Annotated in this window: 10 protein-coding genes; 6 read left to right on the forward strand and 4 right to left on the reverse strand. The window is 45.4% G+C overall.

Translation table 11 applies throughout. The annotated features are described in order from the left end of the window. Window positions 1–433: 433 nt before the first annotated feature. Window positions 434–1,903 (reverse strand): glutamate synthase subunit beta, encoded by a 1,470-nt coding sequence (locus J8Z23_RS02400; protein WP_434634772.1) that lies wholly within the window; start codon window positions 1,901–1,903, stop codon window positions 434–436. Continuing rightward, the gene (gltB, locus tag J8Z23_RS02405; RefSeq protein WP_434634775.1) at window positions 1,903–6,453 is read right to left on the reverse strand and encodes a glutamate synthase large subunit; all 4,551 of its coding nucleotides are present in this window, start codon (window positions 6,451–6,453) and stop codon (window positions 1,903–1,905) included. Before gltB ends, J8Z23_RS02400 begins: the two co-directional genes overlap by 1 nt. Window positions 6,454–7,005: 552 nt before the next feature. On the opposite strand from gltB, the gene J8Z23_RS02410 reads away from it, so the two are divergent. The 4 genes from J8Z23_RS02410 to J8Z23_RS02425 all read left to right on the forward strand — a co-directional run bounded on the left by J8Z23_RS02410 (window position 7,006) and on the right by J8Z23_RS02425 (window position 12,796). Beyond that, entirely contained in the window at window positions 7,006–7,965 is a 960-nt protein-coding gene (locus J8Z23_RS02410; protein WP_134647764.1) for a TIGR01212 family radical SAM protein, read from the forward strand. Between the two features lie 35 nt (window positions 7,966–8,000). Continuing rightward, a complete protein-coding gene (locus J8Z23_RS02415; RefSeq protein ID WP_225461792.1) occupies window positions 8,001–9,749 on the forward strand; it encodes a sensor domain-containing diguanylate cyclase in 1,749 nt (582 codons plus the stop codon). Between the two features lie 241 nt (window positions 9,750–9,990). Continuing rightward, window positions 9,991–12,345, forward strand: coding sequence for an aerobic respiration two-component sensor histidine kinase ArcB (gene arcB / locus J8Z23_RS02420; protein WP_047009095.1), 2,355 nt, complete (start codon window positions 9,991–9,993; stop codon window positions 12,343–12,345). Window position 12,346: 1 nt separating this feature from the next. Next, entirely contained in the window at window positions 12,347–12,796 is a 450-nt protein-coding gene (locus J8Z23_RS02425; protein ID WP_104971276.1) for a hypothetical protein, read from the forward strand. Window positions 12,797–12,879: 83 nt separating this feature from the next. On the opposite strand, the gene arcA is transcribed toward J8Z23_RS02425, so the two are convergent. Further along, entirely contained in the window at window positions 12,880–13,596 is a 717-nt protein-coding gene (arcA, locus tag J8Z23_RS02430; protein ID WP_005381824.1) for a two-component system response regulator ArcA, read from the reverse strand. 361 nt (window positions 13,597–13,957) lie between these two features. Between arcA and J8Z23_RS02435 the strand changes: the two genes are divergently transcribed. After that, window positions 13,958–14,365 (forward strand): DUF3293 domain-containing protein, encoded by a 408-nt coding sequence (locus J8Z23_RS02435; RefSeq protein ID WP_031780532.1) that lies wholly within the window; start codon window positions 13,958–13,960, stop codon window positions 14,363–14,365. 55 nt (window positions 14,366–14,420) lie between these two features. Continuing rightward, a complete protein-coding gene (locus J8Z23_RS02440; protein ID WP_005396309.1) occupies window positions 14,421–14,903 on the forward strand; it encodes a putative 4-hydroxy-4-methyl-2-oxoglutarate aldolase in 483 nt (160 codons plus the stop codon). Here J8Z23_RS02440 and J8Z23_RS02445 read toward each other — a convergent pair. Further along, a complete protein-coding gene (locus J8Z23_RS02445) occupies window positions 14,900–15,370 on the reverse strand; it encodes a ribonuclease regulator (RefSeq protein WP_065645163.1) in 471 nt (156 codons plus the stop codon). The two genes, J8Z23_RS02440 and J8Z23_RS02445, sit on opposite strands and share 4 nt — an antisense overlap. Window positions 15,371–15,706 lie beyond the last annotated feature (336 nt).

A 15,706-nucleotide genomic window follows, 5' to 3' on the forward strand; every position in this document is an offset into this window, starting at 1 on the left:
TTATCCGTCATCCCGACAGATATATCAACACTGCTTACGTTGATAGTGATGACTTAATATGCGTCATCTTTATGGTTTTATGTATATTTATTCAATAAAAGCTGTGAAATATTTAACATTTTTTGAGTGTTTTATTTTCATCAACTTCACAAGCTATAGCTTATTGTAAAAAAGGTCAAGTTATTAGTGGATAATCACGTGAATATGCGATTTACCATTTAATAAGCTAAAATAGTTTAATGATTTCAAATAGATAGAAAATTGATTGTTACAAAAAAGTAACATTTGATTCTGTGGGAAATAAAAAAGACCAGCATAAAATGCTGGTCAAAATAGAAAGATTGGAAGGAATTGTTTTCTTTCTTTGCTAATAGCCATCGATATCGCTGATGGCTATTTATGGCATTGAAAGAGGGAAGCGTGAATACTTCCGTTAAGCAGAAAGCATCAGTGAATCTGCTTTTGCTTCTAGGTTTGTGCCATCCATTAGGTAGTCATCGATAGCACGAGCACATTCGCGACCTTCGTTGATACAACGAACCACCAAAGATTGGCCTGTTCGCATATCACCAGCAGCAAATACGCCTTCTTGGTTAGTAGCAAAACCTTGAGTTGCTACGTTACCGCGATCATCTAGCGCGATATCCAGTTGAGCAAGCACGCCTGTAGGTTCTGGGTGTAAGAAGCCCATTGCTAGGAATGCCATATCACATGGGATCACTCGCTCGCTGCCTTCTACTTCTTTGAAACTTGGGCGCTCGCCTGGTTTTGCATCTTGCCAAACGATATCAGCAAGACGAAGGCCAGTGACTTCACCTTTGTCATTTCCGATGAACTCTTTGGTCAGGATGTTCCAGTGACGATCGACACCTTCTTCATGAGAGGTCGAAGTACGTAGGATCATTGGGTATTGAGGCCAAGGCATATTGGCTGGGCGCTTCTCTGGTGGAATCGGCATGATTTCCACTTGAGTTACGCTTGCTGCGCCGTGACGGTTTGACGTACCTACACAGTCTGAACCGGTATCACCACCACCAATGACAACCACATGTTTACCTTTTGCGTGAATCTCTTCCGTTTTCAGGTCCATGTTATTTGTACGTCGGTTGTTTTGACCTAGGAATTCCATTGCGAAGTGAACGCCTTTGAGCTCACGACCCGGAACTGGCAAATCACGTGGAACCGTTGAGCCACCCGTCAGTAGAACCACATCGAACTCTTGACGCAGTTGCTGAGCATTTACATCAACACCGACGTGTTGGTTTACTTTAAACTCAACGCCAGCTTCTGCCATTAGATTGATCTTACGATCAATGACTTCCATGCTCAGTTTAAAATCTGGAATACCGAAACGCAGCAGACCACCAACCTTCTCGTCTCGCTCGAATACTGTCACGGTATGGCCTGCGCTGTTTAGCTGCTCAGCAGCCGCAAGACCAGCAGGTCCAGATCCAATGATCGCCACCGTTTTACCAGTGCGAGAACGTGGCGTTTTTGGCTTGGCGTACCCTTCACGATACGCCGTTTCTACGATGGTTTTCTCGATATTACAGATAGTGATTGGGTCTTGGTTGATGCCAAGTACACAAGCACTTTCACATGGAGCAGGGCAAACACGACCAGTGAACTCTGGGAAGTTATTGGTTGAGCTTAGAATGTTCCATGCTTCTTCCCAGCTATCACGATAAACCGCATCGTTAAACTCTGGGATGATGTTACCGATAGGGCAGCCGTTATGACAAAACGGCACACCACAATCCATACAACGAGACGCTTGAGTATTGATCTTGTCACCAAATTCCTCGTTCAGAACGAACTCTTTGTTGTTCTTGATGCGTTCAGCTGGGTCGATCTTCTGTGGTAGTTCACGACCATGCTCTAAAAATCCAGTAGGCTTACCCATTATACGGCCTCCACTTGAGTTTCGTTTCCTTGAGACTGTGCTTCAGCTTTACGCTTTTGAAGCACCGCTTTATAGTCACGCGGCATTACCTTAACCATAGAGGCTAGGCTTGCTTCAAAGTTGTCTAGGAAAGACTGAGCGACTTCACTTCCTGTGAATTGAACATGCTTAGTTAGCATGTCGAGTAATAGATCTCTGTCTTCTTGCTCGATTGGATCTAGGTCTACTAACTCTGGGTTCAGTTTCGACTCAAAGTCGCCTGATTTATCCCATACGTAAGCCACGCCGCCACTCATACCTGCGGCAAAGTTACGACCTGTTGAACCAAGGATAATTGCTGCACCGCCCGTCATGTATTCACAACCGTGGTCACCGACGCCTTCTACTACTACTTTCGCGCCTGAGTTACGAACACAGAAACGTTCACCTGCCATACCGCGAATGAAAGACTCACCCGAAGTGGCACCGTAGAAACACACGTTACCAACCACGATGTTGTCTTCTGCGACAATGCTTGATTTCGCATCTGGGTAAAGTACTAACGTACCGCCAGATAAGCCTTTACCCCAGTAGTCGTTCGCGTCGCCTTCTACTTCGAACTTCACGCCCTTAGCTAGGAATGCGCCGAATGACTGACCCGCTGAACCTTTGAACTTCACGTTCATTGGTCGAGGTAGGCCGGCATCTTTGTACACTTTCGAGATTTCGTTCGACAGCATGGTGCCCGCAGAACGGTCAGTGTTGACGATAGGGAATTCGGCATTCACCGCCTCGCCTTTCTCGAGAGCAGGAATCGCCGCTTGAATCAGCTTACGGTCTAGTACCGATTCAAGATTGTGGTTCTGCTGAGCTTGGTTGAATACACCATCAGCTTCACGTGGTTGCTCAACGTGAAGAACAGGAGACAGATCTAGGTTCTTGTATTTCCAGTGAGAAACGTCTTGGCGAATCTTCAGTTTCTGTCCTTGGCCAACCATCTCATCGATAGTGCGGAAACCAAGTTCAGCCATGATTTCACGTAGACCTTGTGCCATGTATTGGAAGAAGGTTACGACGTCTTCTACGCGGCCATCAAAGCGCTCGCGAAGCGTCTTGTTCTGAGTTGCGATACCGACAGGACAGGTGTTCTTATGACACTTACGCATCATGATACAACCTTCAACCACCAAGGCTGCGGTTGCCACGCCCCATTCTTCTGCACCAAGTAGTGTTGCCACTGCAAGGTCGCGAGGTGTCTTCATCTGACCATCTGCTTGAACCACGATACGGTTACGTAGACCGTTCTTCAGTAGCGTTTGGTGCGTTTCTGCCAAACCAAGTTCCCAAGGAAGACCAGTATGACGGATTGAAGACATTGGGGATGCACCAGTACCACCGTCGAAACCTGCGATAAGTACAACGTCTGCTTTCGCTTTCGCTACACCGGAAGCGATCGTACCTACGCCAGCTTCCGATACCAGCTTCACGTTTACACGACCCGCGCGGTTCGCGTTCTTCAAATCGTAGATAAGCTGAGCCAAATCTTCGATTGAGTAGATATCGTGGTGTGGTGGTGGCGAGATAAGACCTACGCCTGGAGTCGAGTGACGCGTTGCACCGATCCAGTCATCTACTTTATCGCCTGGTAGCTGACCACCTTCACCTGGTTTCGCACCTTGAGCCATTTTGATTTGCAGCTCATCAGCGTTAGTTAGGTAGTAAGAGGTTACGCCGAAACGACCAGAAGCCACCTGCTTGATTGCAGAGCGTTCCCAATCGCCGTTCTCTTTGCGCTCGAAACGCATTGGATCTTCACCACCTTCACCAGAGTTCGATTTCGCGCCAAGACGGTTCATCGCAACAGCCAATGTGGAGTGTGCTTCGTAAGAAATAGAACCGAATGACATTGCACCGGTCGCGAAGCGTTTCACGATGCTTTCAATTGGCTCGACTTCGTCGATAGAGATAGAACCAGCTGGGTTCTTAATGAACTCAAGTTGGCTACGTAGGGTTACCGCGTTGTCACCTTGCTTATCTACAGCAGTCGCGTATTGCTTGAACTGATCGTAGTTCTTGTTGCGCGTAGACTCTTGCAGTAGAGAAATGGTTTCTGGGTTGAATAGGTGCTTCTCACCACGCTGTTTCCATTGGTAAACACCACCAACATCCAGCATTTGAATTGGGATTTCGCGTTGTGGGTAACCGATGCGGTGACGGATAAGTACTTCTTTGGCGATATCATCAAGGGTTAGACCTTGGATACGAGAAACCGTACCTGTGAAGTATTTGTCGACCACGGATTTGTGGATACCCAATGCTTCGAAGATTTGCGCACCATGGTACGACTGTAGCGTAGAGATGCCCATCTTCGAGAAGATCTTCAGAAGGCCGCCATTGATCGCTTTACGGTAGTTGTTGAACAGATCGCGAGGGTTCGCTTCTGGATCCAGCTTCTTCGTACGCTGAAGCTCAATGATGGTTTCAATCACTAGGTATGGGTTAACGGCGTTGGCACCGTAACCAATTAGCGTTGCAAAGTGGTGCGTTTCACGCGCGTCACCGGTTTCAACCACGATGTCACACTTCGCACGTAGGCCTTTACGGATCAGGTGGTGATGTACTGCGCCAACTGCCAGCATTGCTGGGATAGCGGCGTGGTTTGAGTTCACTGCACGGTCAGTTAGCAGGATGATTGAGTAACCATCAATAACCGCATCTTCTGCGTATTGGCAGATGCGTTTTAGTGCGCGCTCAAGCTTGCCTTGGTCTTCACTGGCTTGGAATACGATATCCAGTGTCTTCGCCTGAAGATGCTCGTTGTCAATAGCACGCAGTTTCTCAAGCTCAGAGTTCGCCAGAACAGGCGATTCCAATTCTACTTTCTGACAGTGAAGTGGTGTTTCAGTCAGAAGGTTTTGGTCTTTACCCAAGTAAGTGTTCAGCGACATAACCATACGCTCACGGATCGGATCGATCGGTGGGTTAGTTACCTGTGCGAACAGTTGCTTGAAGTAGTTTGAAAGATGTTGAGACTGATGAGATAGAACCGCAAGAGGCCAGTCTGCACCCATGGCTGATAATGGCTCTTTCGCATCATTCGCCATTGGAACGATGATTTCGTTCACTTCTTCAGTACTTACGCCAAACGCTTGTTGGCGGTGTAGAAGATGTTCTGGCTTAGGTTGGCTGAATTGGTTGCTCGCATCTGGCAGCTTCTTCAAGCTCAGTAGGTTTTCTTCTACCCACTTTTCGTAAGGCTGTGCCGTTGCGATGGTGTCTTTCACTTCTTCATCAGAGATGATGCGACCTTGCTCTAAGTCTGCAACGAAGATGCGACCTGGTTGTAGACGACCGCGGAACTCAACGTTCTCTGGCTCAATATCCACAACACCAGATTCTGATGCCATTACTAGGAAGTTATCTTTGGTCACTGTGTAGCGAGAAGGGCGCAGACCGTTACGGTCGAGTGTCGCACCAACTTGAACACCATCAGTAAAACATACTGAAGCCGGACCATCCCATGGTTCCATGATGTTCGCGTGGTACTGATAGAACGCGCGACGCTTAGGATCCATGTTTTTGTTTTCTTGCCATGCTTCCGGGATCATCATCATCAGTGCGTGCGGCAGGCTACGACCAGAAAGAACTAGGAGCTCAAGTGCCATGTCAAAGTTAGATGAATCCGAACTGCCTTCCTGACAAATAGGAAGCAGCATGTCGATTTCAGCTTGGGTAAATAGATCGGATTCAATGATCGCCTCACGGGCTTTCATCCAGTTCAAGTTACCTCGAACTGTATTGATTTCACCGTTGTGGGCAATGTAACGGAAAGGTTGTGCAAGACGCCATTTCGGGAAGGTGTTGGTAGAGAAGCGAGAGTGTACCAGTGCCAGTGCAGTCACCATGGTCGGGTTTTGCAGATCAAGGAAGTACTGAGGGACTTGCTCGGTCGTTAACTGACCTTTGTACACCAATGTCTTGTAAGACATTGAGTTAATGTAGAAGTCATCACCAATGTTCGAAACGCTTTCTAGGCAAACACGTACAGTGTAGTTACGAAGTACGTACAGTTTGCGCTCTAGCTCTTCAGGTGTGATACCTGGACCACCAGAGATAAACACATGCTCAAACTGAGGTTCTGTGCTTAGCGGGTCGGCACCGATCATCGAGTTATCGGTTGGCAAAACGCGGTAGCCAATAACTTCAAGGTCTAGACGCTGAGCGTTGCGTTCTAGAATGTCACGGCATTGCTCGCGTTTGTATTCGTCTTTCGGGAAAAGTACGACACCCACACCATACTTTTCAAATGAAGGCAGTTTAATGCCGAGCTTTACGGCCTCTTCTAATAGGAATTCATGAGGTTTTTGTAGCAAGATACCCGCACCATCACCGCTGCATGGATCACAACCTTGACCACCACGGTGCTCCATGCGAGCTAGCATATCCAATGCTTGAGTCACTACTTCATGAGATTTACGGTTTTTAAGGTGAGCAACAAAACCGATACCACACGCGTCATGCTCCAATTCAGGAGTATATAGACCCTGTGGATTTTGCTCTCTATCTACCATAGATACATCCTTCCAGTTCAATGTCGACGCAAAAGCACCAGGCAGGCAAATGCCACCTAGACCATTGATTACGTCTTGTCCTTTATATTTATTATCGCCACCGATCTAGGTTGACCGATCTTGATTCCTTTCCGTATCTCGCAGGAAAAGTTTTGCGAGAAAAACAATCCTTGGTGGTATCCCTTTATTTATTGCCACTATTTAGTGATTTATATAGGTAGGAGTGGGATAACACCGACAAATCCCGCAGTGTACTTTGTAATAAAAGTCACAAAAATAACGGGGTTGTGTAAGTATCCTACAATTTTGTCACTTCAGAATGCAATGAAAAAGTCGACGTTGTGACCCAATTTTTTCGTTTAATTATGCATTTTTAGTTTAACATTTACGCAACATGAACGTTTTTTATCTGTATTTATGCAGGTTTATTGATTTTGAGCCGTATGATGTTTGTTTGAATTGACTAGTATTGTGTGTTTTTTCTTGCAGGGATGTAATTTATTTACACAGATCGTAGTGAGATTGATTACGGTTCATTGTTGGTGAGAATTTATGCAGTTACATGAGTTGGTCAATACAATCGGCCAAGATCTTCAGCGTCGATACGGTGAAAAAGTCCATAAACTAACGTTGCACGGTGGATTTAGTTGCCCTAACCGAGATGGCACTATTGGTCGGGGAGGATGTACTTTTTGTAATGTGGCTTCGTTTGCGGATGAAGAAGTACAGATAAAGAGTATTCACGATCAGTTGAAAGATCGTGCGGGCGAAATTCATCGAGCGAAGAAGTATCTCGCTTATTTTCAGGCTTACACCAGTACTTATGCGGAAGTGCAAGTGCTGAAAAATATGTATGAAGAAGCACTAAAAGCGGCTGATATTGTGGGATTGTGTGTCGGGACTCGTCCAGATTGCGTGCCTGATGCCGTATTAGATTTGCTGTCTGACTATGTACAGCAAGGTTATGAAATTTGGCTAGAGTTAGGACTTCAAACCGCTAATAACGACACCCTTAAGCGCATCAATCGCGGTCATGATTTCGAATGTTATGCCGAAATCACTAAGCGCGCGCGAACACTCGGAATCAAGGTTTGTACTCATTTAATTGTTGGATTACCGAAAGAAAGCCGCGACGATAATATTGAGACGCTGCAAAAAGTGTTAGCCGTGGGCACGGATGGCATTAAGTTACATGGCTTGCATATTGTGGAAGGCAGCACCATGGCGAAAGCGTGGCGTGCAGGACGGTTAGAGGCGCCAGAGCTAGAAGAATATGTCGCAATTGCCAGTGAGATGATTCGTATGACGCCACCGGACGTGATTTACCATCGCGTTTCATCAGCAGCTCGTAGACCTACCTTATTATCGCCACTGTGGTGTGAAAATCGCTGGTTGGCGATGACTGAAATTGGTCGAGCCCTCAGTGAACATGGTGCTCAAGGAAGCCTAACGGGAAACGCTTTTATCTATACTAAACCGGAATTAATAGCAGATCGCTCAATAAATAACTGATATATTTTAACCAGTTTTCTTTAAAGGTTTAAACGATGGATCAGTTACTAAATTGGCTTTGGGATGGTCAAGGCGGTTATGGCTATGTCGTCTTGTTATTAATTGCTAGCGTGTGCGCGTTAGCACTGATCTATTTGCACTTTCAAACATCACTTAAGCAACTCGTAACGGATTCACCCTATCCAGTCATAGTGCTGGATAGTGGCCATGCTCAGATCTTGTTATCTAACCAAGCTGCGATGCAGTTATTAGGTATTCGCTCTTTAGGTACGGGATATTTGTATCCCGCTTTATTCGATATTCGTGAGCTTGAGTCGTTTCTCGACAGTGTCTCTAGTCGTCATTTTAGCCAGCAGGTATTTGATTGGCGCTTATCTGAAAGCGAATCTATCAAGGTGGAGTTGTCAGGAAGAAAGAGTTTGCTGCGCAATCACCGTGTTTGGATCATCTACGCGCAGCCATATCAAGCCACTCATCAAGAGCAGCAACAAGAGCTTGCGCAATTAACGATTGCTCGTTCGGCACTAGACTCACTCTCTGAGTTAATTTGTACCCAAGATCGCCAAGGGAATTTATTAACGACGAACCGAGCATTTGATCAATTTTGGGAAGGGCGAAGGGAAGAAGCCTGCGCATCAAAGGTTTCCATGGGTGAGGCTAGCAGAAAGAGTGAGCGCAAGTGGACGACGGATCCACAAGGTCGCAGTTGCTTATTGGAAGTGAATCAAAATTCCCTTGTGTCACCGAGTGGTGAGCTGATCGGTACATTATCCATTAGTCATGATGTGACCGAGTGGCACAAAATGCAGCAGAACCTGAGAGATGAAATGGAGCGCCGTAAAGATACAGAAGTTGCGTTGGCGCAAAGGGATACCATCTTACAGACTATTCTTGACGCTAGCCCTGACTCTATCGGTATCTTCAATGAGAATATGGTCTATCAAGCGTGTAATAAACCGTTCGTTAATGCATTAGGTATTTCAGACGTGTCTGATTTGATTGGTAAGCGCCTTCAAGATGTCATTCCTGAAGAGATGTACGCTCGCTTAGCTGCTAGTGATTTAGATGCATTGCGTCAGTCAGAGCCTGTCCGATACATAGATAAAGTCGTTAGCAGTGATGGCAAAAGTACTTGGTTTGATGTGGTGAAATCGCCTTTTAAAGATAAAGCTTCAGGAACGAATGGTGTGCTGATCATGGCGCGTGATATTTCTGAACGTTACCTTGCCGAACAAAAGTTGGAGAGAGCCAATTTAGAGTTAGAAAAGTTGAGCTTTATGGACAGCTTAACTCAGGTATCGAACCGACGCCGCTTCGATGAACAACTGCAGGTACTATGGTACCACCATGCCCGCGAAAAGCTGCCGCTCACTATCATGTTGTGTGACATCGACTTTTTCAAAGATTACAACGACTGTTACGGCCATCAGCAAGGTGATGAAGCATTGGTCAGTGTTGCTACCGTATTCACAAAAGTCATCAATCGCTCTTCGGATTGTGTTGCGCGTTATGGTGGTGAGGAGTTTGGGTTTATCCTGCCGAATACCACAACGGAAGGCGCGAGCAATGTAGCGCAGCGTATTCATGAACAAATTCGACAACTCGATATGGAGCACGACAGCTCAGAAGCATCGGAACGTCTCACGGTCAGTATCGGTCTTGTCTCTTATATTCCTCAACATGGTGATGAACCGGAAATGGGTATTGCCATGGCTGACAGTGCGCTATACCAAGCCAAAGCGGATGGACGTAATCGCACCTGTATTCACCCAAGTTCTTGCTAACGCTTTGTGACCGCTTGCTCTAAGTTGATAGCTGATTGTTTAAATCGCCGTATTAAACACGTTAAACTTACCGAAGCCTGTGCGTTTGTTGGTTAACTTATCTTTTTATCTTGTTTAGCAAGCGCAGTTCGCACTACGTATTTTTCACTAATCACACAGACCTAAATTGCGTTAGGCCGAATATGTCTGCTCGTTTTTTATCATTGAAGGGCAACATCTAGCCAGCACCATGGAGTAGTTAATGAAACCCATGAAAAATCTCGCCCAGTATTATGTCGACTTGCTAGTCAAACTGGGGATTGTTCGTTTCTCGATTTTGCTGGCCCTTGCGCTGGTGGCATTAGCCGTTGTGGTGCAGGTGGGGATTACTTTAGCTCTCAAGGGGCGAGTCGACGATATCGACATTGTCCGTTCGGTGTTTTTTGGTCTCTTGATTACACCTTGGGCGGTTTATTTTCTTTCTGTTGTTGTTGATCAGCTAGAAGAGTCTCGCCAGCGTTTAACCAAGTTGGTGTCCAAACTGAAAGACATGCGCTCGCGAGACCAAGAACTGAATTATCAACTGCAACAAAACATCGAAAAGCTCAACCAAGAAATTGAAGAGCGCATTAAAGCAGAAGAAGCTCGAGAAGAGGCGATGCAAGATCTCGAAAACGAGGTGTTCCAACGAGAGCGTACTCAGTTAGAGCTGGCGGAACGCACTGCACTACTGCGTTCATTTATTGATGCCTCGCCAGACTTAATTTACTACCGCAATGCCGATGGTGTGTTCTCCGGTTGTAACCGGGCAATGGAAGAGCTAACAGGCAAGAAAGAGCACCAGTTGGTCGGATTAAGCCCTTGGGATGTGTATAGCAAAGAAATCGCTGAGCACATCGTTGATACTGACCAAAAGGTCTTCGCCGATAATCAAGCCATCACTTACGAGCAGTGGCTAGAGTATCCTGATGGACGCAAGCACTACTTTGAACTGCGTAAAGTGCCGTTTTACAGCAAAGATGGTCGTCACCTTGGATTGGTAGGTTTTGGCCGTGATATCACTGAACGTAAACGTCATGAAGAGTCGTTAGAGAAAGCAAGCCGTGATAAGACTACTTTCATCTCAACCATCAGTCATGAACTGCGAACGCCACTAAATGGCATTGTGGGTTTAAGTCGCATGCTTCTCGATAGTCCGTTGACAGAAGAGCAGCGCAAACACATGCAGACCATCAATGTGAGTGCGATTACGCTAGGAAACATCTTCAACGATATTATCGATATGGATAAGTTTGATCGCCGCAAGCTAGAACTATTACCTGCGCCACTTAACTTCGAAGACTTCGTCGCTGAGATTGAAAGCATCTCTGCTTTGATGGCGGAGCAAAAAGGGCTGCGTTTTGACTTAGAACGTTTGAGTGATTTACCAAAAGCAATTGAAGTGGATGCGACCCGTTTGCGTCAGGTAATTTGGAACTTGGTCAGCAACGCAATGAAGTTTACCAAAGAAGGTGGCGTTGTGATGACGGTGAGCGCGGATGTAGAAGACGATTTTGCCACCATTATTATGGAAGTGGAAGACACAGGTATTGGTATACCGGAAGATGAGCTCGATAAAATCTTCGCCATGTATTACCAAGTGAAATCAGGTAAAGACAACCTACATGCTGTCGGGACTGGTATAGGCCTGGCGGTGTCAAAACAGCTGATCAATATGATGGATGGTGACATTACTGTCGCTAGTGAAGAGGGTTTTGGTAGTACTTTTACCGTATCGATTCACGTTCCTATTGTGGAACTTGAAGAACCTGTCATTGATGCAAAACGCGACAATATGCATCTCAACATCTTTATGGTCGAAGACATTGAGCTTAACGTCACTGTTGCCAAATCGTTGCTTGAGAGCTTAGGGCACTCCGTTACCGTGGCGATGACGGGACAAGAAGCGCTCGTGAACTTTGTGCCAGAAAAATATGACTTGGCGTTGTTGGATATTCAGCTGCCTGATATGACGGGGTTTGATGTCGCAAATTATTATCGCGAGCATTATAACAATCTGCCTCCATTGGTCGCCCTAACAGCTAATGTGATGAAAGATCGTCGTGAATACTTAGATAACGGCATGGATGATGCCATCAGTAAACCGCTTGCTGTGAACGCCATTCAGTCTGTAATTGATAAATTCTTCGCGCATCAGGTAGAGCAGCAAGAGCAACCTGAGAGCGTTCCAGAAACAGTGGAAGAGCCGACTCCTTCTCCTGTGATTGAGACACACTTGCTCGATATGGATATGTTAGAGTCTTACGTCGACATTGTTGGTGCCAAGCCGGTCTACGACAGCATAAAAATGTTTGAAGACATGATGCCAGACTATATTGATGTCTTAGACTCAAACATGACGGCAAAAGATCAAGATGGGATTGTTTCTGAAGCGCATAAAATTAAAGGTGCTGCAGGTTCGATTGGCCTCAAACGTATCCAAAGTGTGGCGCAGAAAGCGCAATCTCCCGATATGCCAGCATGGTGGGAAAACATTTCAGACTGGGTTGAAGAGATCAAAAATGAATACCAAAACGATATTCAAGTCCTCAAAAGTTGGTTGGAACAAAGGAAATAACATGAAAAAAATCGCACCGTTGGCGTTGGTTATAGCATTGATGGCAGGCTGCAGTTCCGTTCCAAGTGTGAACTGGCAACAAAACAGTCAGATTACGATTAACCAGGTGAATGTCGAGCTCAAAAGTAACGTATGGGTGAACCTGATGCCGACCGTTGGGGAAGTGCAAGAGCAAAGCATTCAAGGATCACTTTACCTTGAAGGAGACCAATTACTCCCAGCCAACCTGACTGCCGAAGCGCTTATCATCAAGCAAGGGGAAAAAGAGTGGTGGGTGGATGAAGACTCTTTAGAAACTCGAACTCATAGTGAGAGCCAATGGGAAGTAGCCTTCACGTCTCAGGTAGACGCGGACACAGAAAAATCGGTTGATATCGCGGTACTTTTAGACGACGCAGGTAAACAGCGCTGGTTAGTGGAAAAGTACGTGAAGATTAACAAGGTTTATTAGATTCAGTGATTGTCCGCTAATTGCTAAACCCAAAATAAAAGGGCTTGCTCAATGAGCAAGCCCTTTGCGTATTAGCGATTCAATTAGTCTTCTAGATCGCCACAGAAGCGGTAACCTTCGCCGTGGATAGTCGCGATGATTTCAGGAGTACCTGAAACAGACTCAAAGTGTTTACGAATACGACGAATCGTTACGTCTACAGTACGGTCATGCGGCTTAAGTTCACGGCCAGTCATCTTCTTAAGAAGATCGGCACGAGTTTGAATCTTACCTGGGTTCTCACAGAAGTGCAGTAGAGCTCGGAACTCAGAGCGAGGGAGCTTGTAGCTATCACCAGCAGGGCTTACTAGAGAGCGGCTGTTGATGTCCAGTACCCAACCATTGAATTCATACTTTTCTACTGAGCGTTTCTCTTCTTGCACCGCGTTAGAGCTCATTGAGCGGCTAAGTAGGTTGCGAGCACGAATAGTCAGTTCACGTGGGTTGAATGGTTTAGTGATGTAGTCATCTGCACCAATCTCAAGACCTAGGATCTTGTCCACTTCATTGTCACGGCCTGTCAGGAACATTAAAGCAATGTTCGCTTGTTCGCGTAGTTCACGCGCTAACAGAAGGCCATTCTTGCCTGGAAGATTAATGTCCATAATAACCAAGTTGACTGAGTTGTCAGACAACACTTGGTGCATCTCTTCACCGTCACTGGCTTCAAAAACAGCGTATCCCTCTGCTTCAAAAATACTCTTAAGAGTGTTACGAGTTACTTGCTCATCTTCAACGATAAGAATCTGCGGGGTTTGCATTGGCGGTACCTAAATTTGTGACAAAATTGTGCTAATAGAATAAATTCTAGGCAAAAATATAACATACAGGTAATGTGATTTTGATAATAAATCAAGTTGATCAAAAAAACACTTCTTTCAGTTATCCGCCCTCCATGGAATTTTGCCAACTCACCAGTATCCAATGGCGACGTTTATTCTAAAGGGCTTGTTTACCTTTCATTTCCTGCTTTCTGTGGGGCCTGAAACGTAAACACCCTAAGATATGGAGCGGATTTTATATTGTTAACAGCATGCTAACAATGCTCAAATGTTAATTCCATTCAGTTTGTTGATTTATATCAATTGATGAAATGTAACTGTTATTAATCGTTTAAGACTTATGATAGAAAAAAGTAATACGAACATAGACGCATCGTTATGGAATGCTTATTCAGAATCTTTTTTCAGATTCGAGGCCGAGTGGTGCGTTTCAAACTACGCTGTGATAACCGCTTGGAACCCATACAGTAATTTGCGGTCCAAAGAAGAGAACTGCATAAGCAATCAAGCATTAGAAACACTGCTACAGCACGTTAATTACGCGCCTATCACAGTAGGTGACAGCTCTTTTACATGGTATGAGGAAAGCTTTGCCGTCGAGTTATCACCAGAGGCGGCGGTCGCATTGGCGAATGACTTTCAACAAAACGCGATTTACTACGTCATTGATGATCAACTTTACCTTATTGCGTGCTCACAGCCGAAAGTGTTGCATAAGTTAGGCTCCCTTAAGCCTCGACTCGTATAGGAAAGGATACTACTCACCGAAGCACTGCTTGGGTGAGAAAATTCACGGAGGAAATATGAGAGACATTACACCCGATATTTGTGACCAATTTGAAGACCAAGTTACCCTGCTTACTTTGCCACTGCAGAACTTTGGTCAACGCACCGCTTTTTACGGAGAAATTGTCACAGTGCGTTGCTATCACGACAACTCAAAAGTACGTGAAGTACTGGGCGAAGATGGAACGGGGAAAGTATTGATTGTTGACGGACATGGTTCGTGTCAGAAAGCATTGCTTGGCGATCAATTAGCAATACTCGGAATAGAAAATGGGTGGGAAGGCATTATTGTCTATGGTGCAATACGCGACGTAGCACAAATATCTCAGATGGACATTGGCGTGCAAGCACTTGGTACCAATCCGTTTAAGACAGAGAAGCGAGGTATGGGAGAGGTCAATGTGACCTTAACGATGCAAAACCAAATCGTGCAGCCGAAGCATTATGTGTACGCTGATTGGAATGGTGTGTTGATTTCAAAGCAAAAATTAGATTTCTAAAAACGAAAGCCTAAACCTACCTCAATACCTTGTTGCCAATCTTGGTAATCAAGAGTCGCGTGAAGATCCAGTTTATCGGTGATTTTTACGCGACTTGAGACTTCAGCTGCGAGGCTGCTGTCTTCTTGGCGGATACCTTCCGCAGTCTCATTCTTGTAAGAGCGAACCGTACTTTTTAGTGTGACACGATCATTGAAGTGATAGCTGATCCCACTCAAAAAACCGCTTTGGTTTTGGGTTGGAGAGTTGTTGACTCGTGCACCGACGTAAACGTCTACTGAGTCAAAGAGTTCGTACGCATAACCCGTGTCGATATTCCAAACATCGAAACTGTCAGATTGATAGCTGTCGCTGGAAATAAATAGTTTATGAGGAGAAGGGGATGTTTTGCCTGGAAGAGGCGGAAGCTCGTTTGCTAGACAAACGCCAGGCACAAAAAACAGCAACAGAAAAAGCCCTCTTTTCATGCTCACCACTCCTTGTGTCAACTTTTTTATTAGTATGTGCCCAAAGCTTCTCACTATTAAAGCATAGAATATGAAAGCTAGCTCACCTATTTTCTAAATAATTCGATCCTGTGAACATAGGTCACAGTTAAGTTGTTGTTAAGTGTCAACAACTCCCTTTCATAATTTGATCTTACGCTTTATGACGAAGATCAGACTAGTTATGGAGTAAAAAGTGAGGCTGATGACGATGGGATGAGCCCCCTACAAAAATTAGCGACAGATTTCCTAACGAGCAATAACATCCAATTAGCTTTAAATATCAATAAGATTGCTTAGCAGAAATCGCTGTAAGAC

The sequence above is a fragment of the Vibrio sp. SCSIO 43086 genome (genome assembly GCF_051132235.1).
Taxonomy (GTDB): domain Bacteria; phylum Pseudomonadota; class Gammaproteobacteria; order Enterobacterales; family Vibrionaceae; genus Vibrio; species Vibrio diabolicus.

Bases quoted from the DNA above. Each gene is read 5' to 3' on its own strand.
- J8Z23_RS02400 (WP_434634772.1), bottom strand. From the start codon at position 1,903: ATGGGTAAGCCTACTGGATTTTTAGAGCATGGTCGTGAACTACCACAG.
- gltB (WP_434634775.1), bottom strand. From the start codon at position 6,453: ATGGTAGATAGAGAGCAAAATCCACAGGGTCTATATACTCCTGAATTG.
- J8Z23_RS02410 (WP_134647764.1), top strand. From the start codon at position 7,006: ATGCAGTTACATGAGTTGGTCAATACAATCGGCCAAGATCTTCAGCGT.
- J8Z23_RS02415 (WP_225461792.1), top strand. From the start codon at position 8,001: ATGGATCAGTTACTAAATTGGCTTTGGGATGGTCAAGGCGGTTATGGC.
- arcB (WP_047009095.1), top strand. From the start codon at position 9,991: ATGAAACCCATGAAAAATCTCGCCCAGTATTATGTCGACTTGCTAGTC.
- J8Z23_RS02425 (WP_104971276.1), top strand. From the start codon at position 12,347: ATGAAAAAAATCGCACCGTTGGCGTTGGTTATAGCATTGATGGCAGGC.
- arcA (WP_005381824.1), bottom strand. From the start codon at position 13,596: ATGCAAACCCCGCAGATTCTTATCGTTGAAGATGAGCAAGTAACTCGT.
- J8Z23_RS02435 (WP_031780532.1), top strand. From the start codon at position 13,958: ATGATAGAAAAAAGTAATACGAACATAGACGCATCGTTATGGAATGCT.
- J8Z23_RS02440 (WP_005396309.1), top strand. From the start codon at position 14,421: ATGAGAGACATTACACCCGATATTTGTGACCAATTTGAAGACCAAGTT.
- J8Z23_RS02445 (WP_065645163.1), bottom strand. From the start codon at position 15,370: ATGAAAAGAGGGCTTTTTCTGTTGCTGTTTTTTGTGCCTGGCGTTTGT.